The sequence below is a fragment of the Pedobacter sp. A2324 genome, assembly GCF_059693705.1.
This window is the reverse complement of record NZ_JCASSK010000004.1, coordinates 518820-536234: the sequence shown is the minus strand read 5'-3', so window position 1 is coordinate 536234 and position 17415 is coordinate 518820. Positions and strand designations below refer to the sequence as shown.

Here is a 17415-nt window from a genome sequence, read left to right as displayed (position 1 = left end):
CTATATAAAATGATTTGCCCATCTTTGAAAAGCCCCCCTCAAACAAATGCGCTTATTATTGCTCACCGATCAGAAGAAGGGGGCCATACAACTTCTCAGAAATCTAGATACCCGTGCTTTTAAACTTTGCTCCGATATATTTATTTCACCAGTCGTTTCAAAGGATTCTGTTTCAAAATCCTTAGAATTTATTGCAATATGATTGATGGTACCCGTAACAATTGAAACTAACATTAGCGTGTCTACTTCCCTATTAAATAATCCTATACGATGATTTATGAATAGCTATAGCTATAAGAAAAGCATGAATACCAATTTTTTGTTCCCATAGATTGATGGGTTAATTTAAAAGTATCACTCAGCTGCTAGTTTATCAGGGTTGAATAGCTTATCCCTGTGATTTAAACCCCATTCCTTCATAGCAAATATAATTGGTGTTAAAGTGTCAGCATAAGGTTCATTTTTATAAAAGATTTTAACCGGGTAACCATCAGTAATTATTCTCTTAATCAATTTATGCTTTTCAAGTTCTTTCAATTCTTTTGCCAAGACTTTTGGAGAAATGTTGGGAATGCTATCCTGAATATCAATGAAACGCTCATTGCCCACGCCGACGGAAATAATGATGGCTAATTTCCATTTTCCACTGATCACTTCTAACGTATCACGCACAGGTTTCACTGTTTCCAAACATTTGTTATATTCTTTCTTGACTGCCATTTTGATCTAAGAGGTAACCCATGTTATTTAATATACATAATAAAGCATTATTATCTTAGTGATACATTCATCATACCTAATCTAAGTCCGGAATTGCTTTAAACCATTTTTTGTATGGAATCGGGGTTAAAATTTGATTCTATTTCAAATTCATGATTAAACTCTAAAAAATCCTGCATTACATCTTCTATTACAGCTTTAACGGGGCGGATTTCATTGATATAAGTGATGCCGTTCCCAAATGAAACATATCCCCCTTCAAGATTTCCTTCTAACATCCCTACCCTCATTCCTTGGCTTGAAACCAATACTTCAGTAATTTCTTCAGTGCTTGCCCCATCTTTATCCATCTTCACCAGTTTTTCTGCGAAAGGTGTCGGTAATGAACGATAAAATGAAAAAGCAGAACGAAATAGTAACAGATCAACCGCAGAACTTTCCAACATCATTTTCTTCACATTATGGGCCATCCTACTTTCTTCCGTACCTAAAAATAGCGTCCCTGCATATACGCCTTCTGCTCCTAATGCGAATACGGAACGGACTGCATTTACATCACTAATACCACCTGCTGCCATCACTGGTATATTTACAGACTGAACAATTTGAGATGTGATGGAAAAGGTTCCTATTGTTTTGCTTGGCAAAGAACCGCCTTCATCAAATCCAGTAGCAATTATAATATCTGCACCTGCTTGTTCTGCCTGACGTGCATTTTCAGGGGATGCATCAATCGGGCGGAAAAGTATCTTTCTTCCAGCTGATTTGATGAGCTGAAATTGTTCTTCATCTAGATAGTTGAATAAAACTACTGGAACCTGCTCTTCCAGTACAAGTTGAACCATTTTTGTAATGAATACAGGGTTTGCGGAAACCGTTACTGGCACTCCATAAGGGTTATCAGTTAAGGATTTAACCTTTCGGATTTCCAGACGCATGCGTTCAATCACCTCTTCATCCGAAGATGGATTGGTGGTTTGGCCTGCATGTGGCCCCAGCATACCTAACCCACCTGCATTACTTACTTCTGCCACCAACCTTGCATCCGTAAGCCAAGACATTGCCCCTTGAATAATTGGATATTTCACTCCCAGGATTTTTGGAATACGACTCACGAATTTCCAGTTTTGTTTTAATTTCTTCAGACTCATTTCTAAAATTTAATTTCAGCGATTAATGTAACATCTAGTTCCATCTTTTATAGTAAAATAATTCTATGCAAACCTATATATAAGGAACTTTCCAACATATAGCACTTTACTTTTGGAAAGTGCTTTTTGACATTGAATGGACCATTCGAAAGGAGTTATAGAGTTTGCAATGTCTATACAAGCTCTACAATTCTAAACGACTAAAAGAAGATATACTCTTCCGAAATTACTTGTGGAAAAGGGAAAGATATGGATCATTGAAACGAGTCAACAATGCTACGCAATAAAAAAAGTCAGGCAAGAGCTGGCTCCCGCGAGAGTGCAAATTGATTAAAACTGATAGCACGATAACCAATCGCCAGTCTTTTAATATCCTACTTTTCTGATCTCTCTTGTAGATAAGTTTCTCCATATAACTTCCCTATGACTGTTATTTTGCCTCCGACAACATCAGAAACGTTGCTCCAAACAAAAGGCCAACGACTCCAGCTAAAATCACCTCTTTTTGGCTATGACGACCAAGTAAAACCCTGGAAAAACCAACTATAGGCATTAGGACGGCAGAAAATAGTGCGCTTGATGGATAAAGTTTATAAACGATAAAACAGAAAAAGACATTTAGGGCGACGTGCAGGGAAACTTTGATAAAATAGTTAATCAGGTTAATAGCCAACAATAATGAACTAATCAGCAGGCAGCTCAAGAATAATTGTTTATCCATATCAAAAGCGTAGATTATACATGATGCGATCATCATCAAAACAATAACCATAAAATATAACAGCGTTCTCTGCTTTCTTGAAGATACATCAAAATCTGTTAAGCGTCCCCTCTTAAGCCCAATATAGGTAACCAAATTCATGGGCACCATAACGCCTATCACTAGTAGTGCCATGATAAACATCGCCTGATGTACCGGATAACGATTGAGGCTAAAAGCTACGATAAGAAATATAGAAGTAAATAAGGGATGGGTAACCCATGAAACAAGGGATGCTGCCCGGAGAAGCGTTTTCATATGCTTTGTAAGGTTATTTATTTCTAATGACTTGCTTCAAAAAATAAGCTTTGTGAGTAATTTAGCTATTTTAACCATGGTCCAAATAACGATCCTTTCTTTGACAAGATATGTAAATTAAAAAAATGGTATTGGAATGGATGAATATGTAAGACGCTTGATGGGTGAGCAAGATTTTACCGCTTATAAAAAGATAGTTGACAGGCTCAAATAATGAAGGTATCATCCGCGGATGGATATTTTTTTCATCTGCAGGTTGTACGTGCTAATTACGGTAAATGGAAAATCTAAAAATCGAACAAATAGCTAGATAGAAACCAAAACTATTATTACCCAAATTACGCTGAAGATGCTTCCAAAATATAAAAACGGCATACATTGTTTCAGAATCTTTTTAATCAGTCCAGCATAAATAACCAACCTATGAATGCAACAAAATATAATGGAACAGCAAATAGTAACATAATAATTTAGTTAAATGAGAATTATATAATCGACATTCTAAAGTACTAAAAAATTGTAGTTTGTGAGTAAACAAGCGAAGCTTGTCTCAATGAAAGAAAGTATTCATCCCCTACTGTATATCTTACTTTTAGCTTTAAGGTTAATTGCACCAATTACGCTAAATAGAAAAATTGTCACATGCATACGAAGGTATCCAGAGCGCTGTATATCTTCCTTTCACCTGTAAGTTTATTCGCGCTAGCTAGCTACGGCATAAAAGAATTTATAAAAAAAGTGATCGAATGCAACCTCGAATGACTAATTTTCATCTCAATTTTATGAAACAAATTTTAGTAGTAATTATACTTTTGACTCCTTGGACAGTTAAAGCTCAAAATGATAAATCTTTGATGGCCGATAGCGTAAGAGTTTACCTAGATAGCAGCTTAAATCAATAGGGAGTTTTCAAACCAAAAGATCGCGCAACTGGGTAAAGAATATATAGATATTGTTGTTAGCGTAACTATCCAGAAAACTTTGATGACAAGGCAATAAATATCTACAGGTCAGTTAACGGCCTCCCTTTAAAATAACAAAGTGATTGCCAAGTTATATATCCCTGCTAATTATGCGCATCAAAAGTTCGAGATTTGTCCAATAAGGGCTACATTGATTACCAGCCCTTTAGCTCACAAAAGCTAAAGGGCTTTTTATTTCAGGTACAACATTCCATGTTTTCACCTGAATTTACTGCCTGTAGTAATGATCTTAGCAAATAGATTTTCGTTATTCCATATGAATATTATTCGCCTTTTATATTTATCATCGCGCGATGTAGTTCTGAAACCTGTGAGATTGACTGTTCTAAAAGAAATTTTACTTTGTCTTTATCGCCACTCAAAACAAATGCATCATCCCATATTGAATAGCTTTCATTTATTGATCTAATAATTGAAATCAATTCAACCTCTCCATCATTATACTCGCGAAATTGCAAATACGGTGCACTTGCCGCATTAATTTCCAAAATTAACTTTGTTAGTGTCGTAGGAGCTTCATTATTGTAGATATCAACCATCCTTTTGTGCCAACTTCGATCCTCACCCTTGAATTTATCCCTTGATAAATTATTATAGTCATTCCAAATGAAGAGAATACTATTTACGTTTTCCCTAAGTTTTTCTGTTCTTTTGTCCATATCCAAATATAAATCATTCAGATATATGTATCACATATATAACTTCATAACCCAACATAAATTGATTTTTTCTATATTCGAAATGTAACCCTCCTGGATTTCGAACCGATCTGTTGACGAGAATTCAAATTTATAATATCTGTTCAAATTAATCCAACTTGAAAAAAGTTGGATTAATTTGAACACGCCGCCGGCATGGCTTTATATTCCATGGGCGATTTACCATTTAGCGCTTCATGCGGTCTGCAATAGTTGTAGTCATGCATCCATTCTTCGGCCAGTACCTGTACTTGCATGGTGTCCTCGAATAAATAGGCATCCAAAATATTTTCCCGGAAGGTTCGATTGAACCTCTCGATATAACCATTCTGCATCGGCCTACCCGGCTGTCTGTATTGAATCTCAATATCTTTTCCCGCACACCAGTCCCGAAATTCTTTACTGATAAATTCTGGCCCATTATCTGTCCTAATACGCTTAGGTTTCCCTTGTTCCCTGGTAATTCTTTCCAATAATCTGGCTACCGTAGTTGCGGGCATACTATGGTCAACTTCCACCGCAATGGCCTCTCGGTTATAATCATCTATAACATTAAATGTCCTAAACTTTCGCTTGTTGATTAATACATCACTCATAAAATCCAGGGACCAGGTTACTCCTGGCCCTTCAGGCTGCAACAATGGTTGTTTTACACGCCCTGGAATTCGCTTACGAATTTTCCTGCGGCGGTTCATGCCCAATAACAGATAAACGCGGCGTACCCGTTTATAATTCCATATCAAGCCTTCCCTACGGGATACGGCTATAATACAAATCCTGCCCTTCAGTTGGATGCTTTTCCGCGAGTTCCCGAAGCTTCAGAATCGTTGCGTTGTCATCCTTGATCTTCTTATAATAATACATGGACTTAGGCAGGCAAATTACCTTGCAAGCCCTGCTAATGCTTGCATGATGTTGAGCAATCACATAAGCAGCCATATCCTTTCGCTGGCAGGGCTTTAGAACTTTTTTGACAAGACATCCTTAGGGATTTTATTGTCCAAGGCGAGTTCAGCATACATATATTTTAATCTCCGGTTTTCCTCCTCAAGCTCCTTGAGCCGGCGAAGCTCCTGATTATCCATCCCTGAGTATTTCTTCTTCCAGTTGTAGAAGGTGGCTTGGTGTACCCCAAGGCTACGGCAGATATCAGCTGCTGTTTTACCTGCTTCATGTTCTTTGATTGCTGCTACGATCTGAGCGTCACTGATTTTTGACTTTTTCATCTTACTGTTTTAAAGTTACGAATTTTCGCCTCTTAAACAGTCCGATATTTAGGAAGGGTTACAATCAAGTAGTCTCTTACTAGAATTTCCTAACTTAAATAAACAAGCGCGACTCTTCAAGGTTTTTTGAAATACTATCAAAACTATCTGCTATGCAATTGGACGACGTAATTATAAGGTGCTGCCTAATGCTGCAAAGCATGCGTTCTTCTTATGGAAATTGTCTTGGAAACGATAGAAATACCATAATCGCTAATTATTAGAAAGCGCTTGTTATCTCATTTAAGATCAAACCAGAAGAAGCATAACACAAACAGGCAAGTCAGCTTGTGAAATTGATGTTTTTATTGACGAAATAAACCACAATCCCATATCTAATATCACTGCTTGAAAAAAAAACGAAGCGCGAACAAATAAAGTAAACTAATTTATAGGGAAAAAAGCAATTTGAAGAGAGTGATTTGCTTAACTTATTTTTGAAAAATTGCAATCGTTATTCAATCTGACTATAAATTCTGCTATTCCATCAAGCTTTTTATAAATTAATAATAGAAAAAACATTCCTATACGTAACCTGTTTATTTTATTGGTTTTATTTTTAATTACAAGATGAAAAATGGAGCAAATTGAGTTTAGTTTAATTGCGGATCGCTATTCGACCTCACTACTTTCAAATGCCATGCGATTTACCCACGATGAGGATGAAGCCAAAGACCTTGTACAGGATACACTTTTAAAGGGTATAAGATTTTGTCACAAATTCGACACCGGAACAAATGTTAAAGCCTGGCTGTATGTGATTATGAAAAATACTTACATTAATAAGTACAGGCGGGATCAAAAACGACACGAAGTCCTCCAAGTTGATGATGAGATTTCAAGCGCCAACTTAATGCATAGTGCATCCCGCAATTCCGGTGAATCTACATTTGTTATGGGGGATATTCAAAAAGCAATGGATAGTATCCCTGAAAATTACCGCATTCCTTTCAAACGATATTTCGAAGGATATAAATATGATGAAATCGCCGTTGAGCTTAATATCCCATTGGGCACTGTTAAAACCCACATCTTTAATGCCAGGCAGTTGCTCAAGAAATACCTGAATAAATACCGGGATGGAATAATATGAAACATGCTACAATAAGGGATTGCAGGATGGGCTTTCATAATTTTGTAAATTCAATCAATCCGTTCGGGTATTGCGCTACATCTTATTGTATGCTTTTCTTTTCAGTACAATGCAACGCGAATATATTAAGACTTTCAGTTCAACATTTTAGATATGAAGACTTTAACTGAACTTATTGGACATGGAGGAGACTTGTCTATTTTATAAATGTGTTTGCGGGCTGCAATAATATTCCTTGCAGCTTACATCTTGCTACGGATATCAGGAAGAAGATCATTTTCAGTAAAAAGCCCATTAGATAACATCATTGTTATTCTTTTGGGGGCCATCCTTAGTCGTGCAGTAGTTGGTGCTTCACCCCTATTGCCGGTTTTAGCATCCAGTCTCCTAATTGTCATACTGCATCGGGTCAGTGCTTGGCTTACCTCTGCCTATCCCGCGATAGCAAAGGGCATATCGGGTGAAAAGATCCTTATCTATCAAGATGGCAATTTTTTACATGACGCCCGGGGTAAAGCGCTGATCAGTGAAGAAGAGATCATTTCTCATGTCCGCAATATGCTGCATACAGATAGCATGATTGATGTTGATAGGATTTATATGGAAAGAGATGGCAGGATCAGTATTTTAAAAAAGCCGGAAGAAAAAATGAGTCAGCTGTAATCATTATTCGTATTCGTCTAAAGCTTGAAACTTCTAGCGTCATCTGCTCAGACTAGATTTTGGCATATCCAAAACCATAATAATAAAGCTATTGTTTTAGATTCAAAAAGAATGTTTATGCAGTCGGAAATAATGAATAAACTTGGATGCGTGCTTAAAGAAACTGGCTTGACTATCGCATTTGCGGAAAGCGCTACTGCCGGCTGGCTATGCTCGGAGTTTTCCCTGATCGATGACGCAGGCAAGTTTTTAAAAGGCGCAATTTGCTGTTACGACGCTTCGCTAAAGGAAAGTCTCTTGGGCGTTGACCAGAAGCTCATCGAAAAATATACGCCCGAATCGATGGAAGTTACCCGTGCAATTACGTCCGGCCTGGCAGCTGTTATCCCTGCCGATATTCATATCGGCGTAACCGGATTAACCTGCCCCGGAGGTAGTGAAACACCTGAGAAGCCAGTCGGTACCATGTTTTTGTACGGCACCATGGGACAGGAAGTCATTTTTTCTCAACGCTTCAATTTTCCTGGAGATCGCAAAGACATTATTACCGGAACAATAGAAAACTGCGCGAAATTATTATATGAACACCTATCAGCAAAAACCTCCTATCATGGGTGAAAAACAAAACATGGGCAAAAGCAAATGGCTATATCGAAATGGCTTATCTGTTTTCTTTTTATCAATATTTATTGTCACGCTCATTGCGCAGGCATTAACAGGGTGGAAAACACATAATAGTGATCTTGAGGACCTGGGCACAACACCAATTTCTTTAACTACCTACCTAACTTCAGGGCACTTTATTTCCGCGACTTTTGAGAATTTTGAAAGTGAATTTCTTCAAATGGCTTTGTATGTTATTTTAACAATCTCGCTCCGCCAGGTCGGCTCCGCAGAATCAAAGAAAATAGATGAAGATGAAGAGGTAGACCTGGAGCCAGTTGCCGGGAAAGATGCACCATGGCCGGTGAGAAAAGGTGGGCTGATACTAAAAATATATGAGCACTCGTTATCTATCGTATTCGGGATTTTATTCCTCGTGAGCTGGTGCCTGCACCTTTATGGCAGCTGGAAAGACCATAATATTGAACAACTTATTAAAGGTAAAGCCCCTATTTCGGTGTTTGGATATCTGGGAGAGGCAAACTTCTGGTTTGAAACATTCCAGAACTGGCAAAGTGAGTTCTTATCAGTAGCCTCCATTGTAATATTGACCATTTTTTTAAGGCAAAAAGGTTCACCGGAGTCAAAACCTGTGGATGCTCCGAACTTAAAAACAGGGAAGTAGGCACCAGGCTAGATTAACTTATTGCAGCAATAAAATGACGGTTACCGCCGTTGGCACATAGAATGGAAGGAGCCTCGGGCGATTTTCCTCACATTGTTGCAAACATGACCATCACTATCATTTTGCCGCGAACGGAATTCGTGACGAAATCTGGGATATCAAAATGTGCTACAGTTGGAAGCTCCCCCAACACGCTCCCCTGAAAAATATTACTCCTCCATTGATCATATGCTCCCGACATGGCTTCCTCTTGGTTTCTCGAATAGGAAAGCTGTGTCTTTACATGTATTGGCTTAGCTTCTCCCCCATTTTCACGGAATGCGGAAATCAGCTCCTTAAGCTGGTCATAAGGCCTGATGTATACTTGGTACAGATAATATAATTTTGTCTTTGGTTTTCTAAAAACTCTCCAACAATTTCCTCGGCTTCCCCCAGATGATAGAGATCTGATACGTCGATGAAGTTGACACCAGCAGCAGAATAAGCGGCCAATATTTTTTTTGATTCCTCGGCAGTTGCTCCGTATCCCTTACGTGTTCCGAAGTTTGCAGCACCTAAATCAATTTCACTGACGTAAAGGCCTGTATTTATCACTTTGCTGAACAAGTTTTGTGGCAATAGGCCCCATTAATTTTGGAACACCTTGATTTTGTTTCAGAGCACTTGCAATTTGGGTATTATGCTCAGTTAATATTTTTTTACTTTATCTTTTTGAGCTTGATTTAGTCTTAGACGCTGAGTAAGTTCTTCAGTACTTTTCTGAGCCATTAATGCAGGATCAGTCATAATAGAGGAAATCAATACAAAGATGATCCAGCTCGAACAGGTTAGGAAACGTTTATAAATGTTTTGATAGTCCTAGCAGTGGAGAGTGTTAGAGTCAACTATGTGGATATAGCAATAAATTTGACCCCTTCTCGCCAATTTATACATATACAGATAATCAAAAACTTACGATTTATCTATTACTGTTGAGACGGGATCATTGTACTCCGTTTTATCCATAAAACCACCAAAAGTGGGGAAGAACCACTTTCACCGAAATACGCAAAATGCAAAGTTTATGAATAAAATCATCGAAAAGTATCAGAGTCAATCACCTGAAGTATTATGAACTAAGTTGAACAGAACCCAATTAAAAAGGGGTTCTGTTCAAGCGATAAACAGTTACTTTTTTGCATCCTGTTTGCGTCCGCCATTCAGTGACAACAGTTCCATGATGGCCTGCATATGGGCTGTCAATTGCTGCTGATCGTAATTGCTGAGTGGGGAAATCAGCGACTCGACTTGCGTGTTTGATGCGGAATTCAATTTAGCGAATGTTTTGTTTCCCTCAGCTGTTAATGAAAGCATCGTAACTCGCCCGTCCACCTCCGATAATTGCTTTGAAATTAGTCCTGTCTCCTCAAAGTGTTTCAGCACCTTACTTAGATATCCTTTGTCAATATCAACTTCGGACATGATCTGTGAGGCACTGATCTCTCCAGAGGCATGTATTTCAAAAAGAATCCGGGCTTCTACAAGAGAAAATTGACTATCCAGAAGTCGGTTGTCCAAAAGTCCGAGTAGTTTTGTATAATAGCGATTGAAGTTCCTGATATCCTCAATGACTGCCTGCTGTATTTTCATATTCATTGGTAATGGGTTGAAACTGATTATGCCAATTCCAGGTCATATCGATATTCACGGATAGGTTTATTGAAACTATCCGAAGTGGTTTCCTCCGTCAGCTGGAAACCAAACCTTGTATACAGTGCCATCGCTGCCTGTTGTTCCTCAGTAGTCCATAAATAAGCTTTTTTGATGTCTTTTTCCATCATGAACGCCAAGAACTGTTGCATTAGATGCTTTCCTAAACCTATCCCCCGATATTCTGGGAGAAAGATAAAATAGCGAAATTGCATCTTTTCGGAACGATGTTGAGCGACCAAACAGCCAATGATTTTATCATTATGCTCACAAATCCAAACCTTATCTTTTTCTGGGTGATACTCATTCGCAAAATCTTTTAGTCCATCCAGCACATAGGCTTCGAAATTTATTCCATAACCACACTCTTTGGCATATAAATCACCGTGTATATAGGCGATATACCCTAAATCCCCGGGTAATAATGTATTTCTAATCTGAATATCTGACAGCACAATCGTTTCCATATTTCTTTTTTTAGAGATTAATAGTTGAAAAACTCAACAATACAAAGAAAAGAAATATAGTTGAATAAGTCAACTATATTTTTATCCGTTAGTTAAAAGGAGGTCAAATGTGATTGTCTAGGCTGTTTCTTAATTTCTTTATCATCCATACATTTGAAAATTTCAACAATAATCTGTTTTCTCCAATGCAGATTGATTTGGATACAAAACTACAAATGAGACATTGCTGTAACCACAATCCAAAAGTAATTATTATCTCACGTAAACGGGATATAATTTTAATTTATTTTTTATATTTGCAGACCAGCAGCTACCGTGAGCCCAAATTCTGACTGCTTCATTGAAGGCAAAGCGCTCAGGATGGGCCGCCACTTACAAGACACAATTATATCTATGAAATACCTCTTACTTCTGTTATTATTTCTATTCTTTAATCAGGTAACCTATTGCCAAAGCGAAATGCACTTCAAGGTTTCGTTTTCCGAATTATATGCGACATATGATTTCCTTACAAAACTTTCCGATAGCTATCCCGATAATGCATTTAAAACAGAATTTTCCAAATCAAGGTACAATACCGATGCGTCTAGAAAAATGATCAACCAGCTTGATACATTACGACTAGATTATACCTATTACTTTGAGCAGTATCCACCGACACTGAAAAATGCCTTGGCATCAAGATCATTGATTGAAAAGAACCTCATCGACAGCAAGACCATCGCGGAGTTCAAAACAAAATCATTTGGCGTCGTTGCCAATGACGAACTCACCGCCCTCGCAGATATTCTCGAGACCTCTGCGCTTATTTATAATGATCTCATATATCAGCCAAATAAAGCGAACTTTCAAACCCAGTTGTCGAACATCAATAACGCGCTGTCCAATAATGGCGTTGCTGCGATCTATGATGATGTAATGAAGTTTTACGGAGCGGCTTGGGACAAGGATACCCCGTTTGAAATAGTTGCATTCCCCACCATCGGAAAAAGCGGCATTGGCGCAAGGGCATTTTTAAATATATCAGTTATCCGATTCCCTTTGAACTTCAAAAGTTACGATGTACTGTTCAGTGTTATGCTTCACGAAATATTCCATATCGGGTATGATAGCCAGCCCATAGCAATGAAAAACAATATGAAAAACTGGTTCGAAAATACACAATCAAATAATAGCCAGTATGCATTCCTGCTGTTAAACGAAGTTCTTGCAACTGCCTTAGGCAATGGCTATGCGTATGAAAAATTAGTGGGCAGTGCGGATACCGAAGATTGGTACTACACAAAATATGTAAACCTGCTGGCTAGGGAAATCTATCCCATGATCTGCGACTACTTAGTCCAAGGAAAAACCATTGATGAAGGGTTTATCAAAACTTATGTAAGCCTGTATGATGCCAAGTTCTCAAGCTGGAGTAAAGAACTGGATAATATCTTAACTTATAGGGCTATTATGTGCGATGATATCGATGATACCCGTTATTTCCGCAGAAACTACCCCTACTCTATCCATAAAACGATACCAAACCTGAGCGCAAAGAGTTTTGAAGAACTGCGAAAGCTGCCGATCACTAAGGTTATCATCATATCTGCTCATCACAGTGAAAAGTTGAAGACTCTAAAAAATTATGTCGCTGAGCTAAAGAATCTTAAATTTAATCCACAACTGGAATTTATTAAAGCAGTTGATTTGAAGGACAGAACTAAACTGCTTATTATTAACAAACATGCTTCCTCCGTCGAAAGCTTAATGAAAAAAGAATTTCCTCAGCGCATGCTGTATTAAGCAGACAGAATGAGGCTGTTCGCTGGTTCTAGACTGGAATAAATATCAAATACATCACAAATAAGCAGCACCTGGTGTTACTTCGCTACACATGATCAAATATTTAACATTTAGCCTTTCCATCGCTATCATATCGTGGATTGTAGGCATGCTCATTACCGCATTACTTTCAAAAACTGACTTCTTTAACCAGAAACTGTCAAACCTGAATTTCATAATCAATGAGAAAACCAATAGCCTAATCGGCATTACTCCGTTCAAATGGATAATTATGCATAGTTTCTTTAAATATTTAAATCCGAAGTTATCGATAAGAAAACAAATAGCTGTGAGTGAACTCAAAGACTATCGTTCAGAAATGACAACAGCTGAACTCAACCACCTTTTCGCGTTTTTGTTCATGGCCATTTTTATGCTTATCAAACTATACGATGGTTTATATAGCTTTGCACTGGTGATGCTTCTGGTCAATATTCTAATGAACCTATATCCAAGTTTATTGCAGCAGCAAAACAAAAGACGAATTGACCGGTACCTTAGCGTTCTCAATCAGCGAAGCAAAGACTTATCTGCTGTCCCTGACGTAAACGCCTAAGGCAAACCTTAATCTACAGTCCAGTGAAACACATAACTTAAAATATGATTAAAAACTTCTCGCTTTTATAACCCTTGCATTAATCATCTCCAATGTGGACGCTCAGCCCTTCTTGCTTAAATCAGCCCACAGCTCGAAACCATTTTATTTAAATACTTATTATGGAACTGATGGAAGCGGCGCATTCGTACAATATCTAGACAAATGGGATTATAACATTAACGCTAAAAAGCAAACTCAACCACAACCAAAAGGAGGTTCAATATTCCGTTATATCCTGAAAGAGGCAATCGGAAGAGTGACTGGAAGTTCAGTTCCCTTTCAAGAAAAACATATACACCAGTACACCTATGTAAAAAAGCGCCCCAAGCCCTATCAGAATGATTACAACAATACCTATTTGTTTCCCAGCACTCAAGGGTTTCTTTTTAAGGGGATTGCTTTTGAGAAAAGAACCTGGAACAAGCCATACGCCCAAAATAAAACAAACGAGTACAGCCCAGAGCAGGCGCAGGCGAAACAACATGTCTGTGAAATGTGCCCATCTCGCCTGCATTTTTTCCCTGCTATCTATGCCGATTGAAGTCACGAAATCATTTTTTAGCATCGAGCGCCCTAGCGTGAGCTGAACCGATGATCTGCCATGAAGATAAAAATAGGCGAAAGGTCTCGCTTCCATAGTAATCTTTCGGCCCTCCACCGAAATAGTCACAGAAGTATGATCAAGGCCGGTTTTACGGCCAAATACCTTATGCACATCGACTATCTCTGCAACGACTGTTCGCGTCGGTTTTATCGCACTGCTGATTAGTATATCACCGTTAACAATAATATAACCTGTGCCAAAAACGGCAATTATGCTATAAAGTAATGTATGTCCGACAAAGGGTAGCCACTTTTTGGTTTTACCTTGGGCAGTTCCCCAGGCTGCAAAAGCAGAAAAGGGTATCGAAGCGCAGGCAATCCATAACCAATAGTCAACAACCCCACGGTCGCTGTACATGATCAGAAAAAGCCGGGAAGTAACATAAACCAATATCCATAAGCCAAGAAAGCTATAAAGCACATATTTAGCGGTTTTCTTCAAATGCGTTCCAATATCCATTTTGTATTATGTGCCACAGTAAAGTGTAAACTTCATCATGATTGTGTATTCTACAGTTTGATTTTACCAGTAGTCAATTTAATCCCTTTATAGCTATAACGTTCACTCGAATTCTACATATCTATCAATATGACCGGAAATACGGATTTCGCTCCCCTTAAGTAACCGGGGATTCATTACCCCAAATTTTGTTGCACTAAATTTGAGTTCCAGACTGCTTATAGTTGAATTGGAAGTAATATAGTCTGATTTTGAAACCGTGTAAATACCATTCGCACCAATTTTTTTATTTACCTGCGGTTCGAAATCGTGATTTTGAACCTGAGCTGTTGAATTACGTAGCAGTATTCCTTTAGTGACTGCCAAATGGTCAATATCTTTGAGATTCTTCCACGAAACTACAAAATCACGGGTAAAGTCACCCTTGTCAGCACAAACGATATTCTGATCATTGTGCTGTGAAAGTGGAGCAATCCTACCCAAAAAATAGGTTTTACCATTTGCCAACACAATCTGAAAATTATATTCCTGTTCAACCGGAATATCAGTTGCCGAATATTTAGAACTCGTTGTATAATACAGTTCCTGCCGCTCAGAATAGGCCATGTCGTGGCCGTTTACATCCAGCTTGACCGCTTTGTTCCTGAAGGGCTTACCATTTTCATCATTTATAAAAACAGTGATTTCATTTTTTCTTTGGTGGATAAGGTCCTGAGCGATCTCGATACGTACATCCATTGCCGACAGATCATTTAGATTTCTATCTGACAAAGGAGACTGACAGCTGCTAGAAGAAATGCTCATGCACAACGATAAAAAACTTCCGAAAAAGAACCTTCTCATTTTTACTAAAGGTTTAAAGTTTAATGATCTTTTCATCATATAAATTGTAAGCCACTTTATTCTTCAGGTCAATAAGGGAATACCCACCAGCTTCCGGACTTGCTGCTCCTTTGATTTTCAATATGCTGTAAATTGCCAATGTGGTATTTTCAATAGGTTTTCCCGTTAACAGTCCTTTGTAATATGAGTTCATCGATTCGATTGCCTCTTGACGGTTGCCTAAAACGATAACGTGGCTATCGATATCAGCACTAAGTTTGTTGCGTAAGGCATCTTTGCCATACACCTGTGAGATTAAATGCTTGATAAACCTCACCCCCTCGATTTTTTCTTGTGCCGTTACAGCATTTTCGGCAACTGCGGTATAACCATTCTTGTTAAATTTAACGTAACCTGTATATACCTTTTGTGCGAAGGCATGTATCGCGAACATTGCGATAATGATAGTCAGCAATAAACTTTTTTTCATTATTTAAATATATTTTCGGATCAAGATGATACACAAATTGGCTGAGTAATAAATCGTTAATCTAGACGCTGATTTTCCTTACGCCATTGATCTAAATAGTATTCTTTTTACTATAATCTTTAAAAAAGCAGTTGCAGAAACTATTATTTCTCGTGTAGAGGAAATATGCACGGTCAACAAAAAACACTAGCAGACAATGTTCTTTTCATATTTTAGTTATCTGAGGTAAGCGATCGTCTCAAATCTAAAAATAATAAATCACAAATTCGAGATATATTTTATAAAATGTAAATTGGGGAAAAAATAGGTGTGATATAACAGATGTTGCTACAAATCTGAGACTGGTTAAGCGTAAATCAAATTGATCAGATCCTTAAGTGCTTTTTTGATCTGCTCCTGCCCCATCGACTTTTGCAAATCTATTCCGCAAAATGGATTCTCCTGCATCTTAGCATGGAGCGTCAGATAATAAACGCCTCCCATAAGGATTGCATACATCGCCCTAAAGTTTTTATCACTGTCTTCAAAGTGACTGTCCGCTACTGCACTCAATAACTGGTTACCCATATTTTCGCGTTTCAAGTCGAGTTCCTTCAGCGCAGGCAAGTTGTCAATGAGTCCCCAAGTGATAATACGGCGCATCTCTTCATTATTAATCAAACTATCAAACTGATTTTCCAACACTGAATAGGCAACCCCTTTGCCAGCATCTGCCTGACAAGCTTGCACAATTCCATCGATTTCTTCGGGATTTATTTTCCAGTAATCATGGCTATTCAGGTATTCTTTTACTAAGCCTTCCAATCCCCCGAAATAGTCATAGATCAGCCGCCTGTCAACCTTTGCCTCATTTGCAACGCTCGTAATACTTAGTCCTGAAAAGCCGTTTTTCTTAAGGATTTTCCCAAGTGCGTGTAAAAATTTCGCCTTGGTGCGCTCCTTATTTCTAACTGGTCCATCTGTAATTTTCCTTGCCATTGCTTATTATTTTAATGCAAGTTGCGATTTTTTGGGCCAGCAACAAAGATTTAGCTATAAATCCCCACCTCTCCTCCAAGCGGATACATTCAAAATCCATCATTTATGATTAAACTCCAAAGAAGCCCATCTAAAATAATTTATCTCAAGCTTGAGATATAAGAGTGTTTATTACTTTGAGCTAGGCTGCATACAAAACAAACGACAAATGGATTTACCGATTAATTAGTATATCGTCAAAATAAGCAGATCATTGATGTTAAATGGGTAGTCAATGCTTTAATAAAAGAAGTAATATGAATTTTTAGGTGCATCATACAAACGATAAATGAAAAAAATAACCATTAGAAAGGTTGATTGGAAAATTTTCATTGTTAACCTTATCATGGTAGTTGTTCCACTGTATTTTATTGTCTCCTATGCTTGTGAAATACAGCATACAATGGTACAGACTGGATTTGTTATATGCTCACTATCCACTTTAGGAGGGATAAATTTCCTTACTGTGAAAAGTGGGACCCGCTCGTCCTCAATTTTATCAATTCCCAGGTTTCTCGAATTTGCTATCCGGGATTGAAAAAAGACCAATAATTCCTACTACCATT

19 protein-coding genes are annotated in these 17415 nt (G+C 38.0%); 6 read left to right on the top strand and 13 right to left on the bottom strand.

Annotation, left to right across the window (positions count from 1 at the left end; translation table 11 throughout):
* Positions 1-354 precede the first annotated feature (354 nt).
* From AC570I_RS14885 to AC570I_RS14860, 6 genes are all read right to left on the bottom strand, one after another.
* The gene (locus AC570I_RS14885) at positions 355-681 is read right to left on the bottom strand and encodes a winged helix-turn-helix transcriptional regulator (RefSeq protein ID WP_497406132.1); all 327 of its coding nucleotides are present in this window, start codon (positions 679-681) and stop codon (positions 355-357) included.
* 137 nt (positions 682-818) lie between these two features.
* On the bottom strand, positions 819-1871 hold the full coding sequence (locus tag AC570I_RS14880; protein WP_497406059.1) for an NAD(P)H-dependent flavin oxidoreductase: 1053 nt from the start codon (positions 1869-1871) through the stop codon (positions 819-821).
* Positions 1872-2301: 430 nt separating this feature from the next.
* Positions 2302-2889, bottom strand: coding sequence for a hypothetical protein (locus AC570I_RS14875; protein WP_497406058.1), 588 nt, complete (start codon positions 2887-2889; stop codon positions 2302-2304).
* A gap of 1246 nt (positions 2890-4135) precedes the next feature.
* Positions 4136-4531 carry a hypothetical protein gene (locus AC570I_RS14870; RefSeq protein WP_497406057.1) on the bottom strand — a complete coding sequence of 132 codons (396 nt, stop codon included), beginning with the start codon at positions 4529-4531 and terminating at the stop codon, positions 4136-4138.
* Positions 4532-4704: 173 nt separating this feature from the next.
* On the bottom strand, positions 4705-5337 hold the full coding sequence (locus AC570I_RS14865) for an IS3 family transposase (RefSeq protein ID WP_497406131.1): 633 nt from the start codon (positions 5335-5337) through the stop codon (positions 4705-4707).
* A gap of 192 nt (positions 5338-5529) precedes the next feature.
* On the bottom strand, positions 5530-5796 hold the full coding sequence (locus AC570I_RS14860; RefSeq protein WP_497406056.1) for a transposase: 267 nt from the start codon (positions 5794-5796) through the stop codon (positions 5530-5532).
* 616 nt (positions 5797-6412) lie between these two features.
* Between AC570I_RS14860 and AC570I_RS14855 the strand changes: the two genes are divergently transcribed.
* The 4 genes from AC570I_RS14855 to AC570I_RS14840 all read left to right on the top strand — a co-directional run bounded on the left by AC570I_RS14855 (position 6413) and on the right by AC570I_RS14840 (position 8879).
* Positions 6413-6928 (top strand): sigma-70 family RNA polymerase sigma factor, encoded by a 516-nt coding sequence (locus tag AC570I_RS14855; RefSeq protein ID WP_497406055.1) that lies wholly within the window; start codon positions 6413-6415, stop codon positions 6926-6928.
* Between the two features lie 213 nt (positions 6929-7141).
* A complete protein-coding gene (locus AC570I_RS14850) occupies positions 7142-7591 on the top strand; it encodes a DUF421 domain-containing protein (protein ID WP_497406054.1) in 450 nt (149 codons plus the stop codon).
* Positions 7592-7708: 117 nt separating this feature from the next.
* The gene (locus AC570I_RS14845) at positions 7709-8209 is read left to right on the top strand and encodes a CinA family protein (protein WP_497406053.1); all 501 of its coding nucleotides are present in this window, start codon (positions 7709-7711) and stop codon (positions 8207-8209) included.
* On the top strand, positions 8202-8879 hold the full coding sequence (locus AC570I_RS14840) for a DUF6766 family protein (RefSeq protein ID WP_497406052.1): 678 nt from the start codon (positions 8202-8204) through the stop codon (positions 8877-8879). Before AC570I_RS14845 ends, AC570I_RS14840 begins: the two co-directional genes overlap by 8 nt.
* A 327-nt stretch (positions 8880-9206) precedes the next feature.
* Here AC570I_RS14840 and AC570I_RS14835 read toward each other — a convergent pair whose 3' ends face one another.
* From AC570I_RS14835 to AC570I_RS14825, 3 genes are all read right to left on the bottom strand, one after another.
* Positions 9207-9473 carry an aldo/keto reductase gene (locus AC570I_RS14835; RefSeq protein ID WP_497406051.1) on the bottom strand — a complete coding sequence of 89 codons (267 nt, stop codon included), beginning with the start codon at positions 9471-9473 and terminating at the stop codon, positions 9207-9209.
* Between the two features lie 573 nt (positions 9474-10046).
* The gene (locus AC570I_RS14830; protein WP_497406050.1) at positions 10047-10514 is read right to left on the bottom strand and encodes a MarR family winged helix-turn-helix transcriptional regulator; all 468 of its coding nucleotides are present in this window, start codon (positions 10512-10514) and stop codon (positions 10047-10049) included.
* Positions 10515-10534: 20 nt separating this feature from the next.
* Positions 10535-11035: a GNAT family N-acetyltransferase gene (locus AC570I_RS14825; RefSeq protein ID WP_497406049.1), complete on the bottom strand. Its 501-nt coding sequence runs from the start codon at positions 11033-11035 to the stop codon at positions 10535-10537.
* Between the two features lie 393 nt (positions 11036-11428).
* Here AC570I_RS14825 and AC570I_RS14820 point away from each other — a divergent pair, with 393 nt between their 5' ends.
* Both AC570I_RS14820 and AC570I_RS14815 read left to right on the top strand, forming a co-directional pair.
* Entirely contained in the window at positions 11429-12820 is a 1392-nt protein-coding gene (locus tag AC570I_RS14820; protein ID WP_497406048.1) for a hypothetical protein, read from the top strand.
* Positions 12821-12911: 91 nt separating this feature from the next.
* Entirely contained in the window at positions 12912-13415 is a 504-nt protein-coding gene (locus tag AC570I_RS14815; protein WP_497406047.1) for a glycosyl-4,4'-diaponeurosporenoate acyltransferase CrtO family protein, read from the top strand.
* Between the two features lie 310 nt (positions 13416-13725).
* Here the strand turns inward: AC570I_RS14815 and AC570I_RS14810 are convergent, their stop codons facing one another.
* From AC570I_RS14810 to AC570I_RS14795, 4 genes are all read right to left on the bottom strand, one after another.
* Positions 13726-14520, bottom strand: coding sequence for a hypothetical protein (locus AC570I_RS14810; RefSeq protein ID WP_497406046.1), 795 nt, complete (start codon positions 14518-14520; stop codon positions 13726-13728).
* Positions 14521-14622: 102 nt separating this feature from the next.
* Positions 14623-15324, bottom strand: coding sequence for a hypothetical protein (locus tag AC570I_RS14805; protein WP_497406045.1), 702 nt, complete (start codon positions 15322-15324; stop codon positions 14623-14625).
* A gap of 52 nt (positions 15325-15376) precedes the next feature.
* A complete protein-coding gene (locus AC570I_RS14800; RefSeq protein ID WP_497406044.1) occupies positions 15377-15832 on the bottom strand; it encodes a hypothetical protein in 456 nt (151 codons plus the stop codon).
* Positions 15833-16177: 345 nt separating this feature from the next.
* Positions 16178-16810, bottom strand: a complete 633-nt coding sequence (locus tag AC570I_RS14795; protein ID WP_497406043.1) for a TetR/AcrR family transcriptional regulator — start codon at positions 16808-16810, stop codon at positions 16178-16180.
* Positions 16811-17415: the final 605 nt, after the last annotated feature.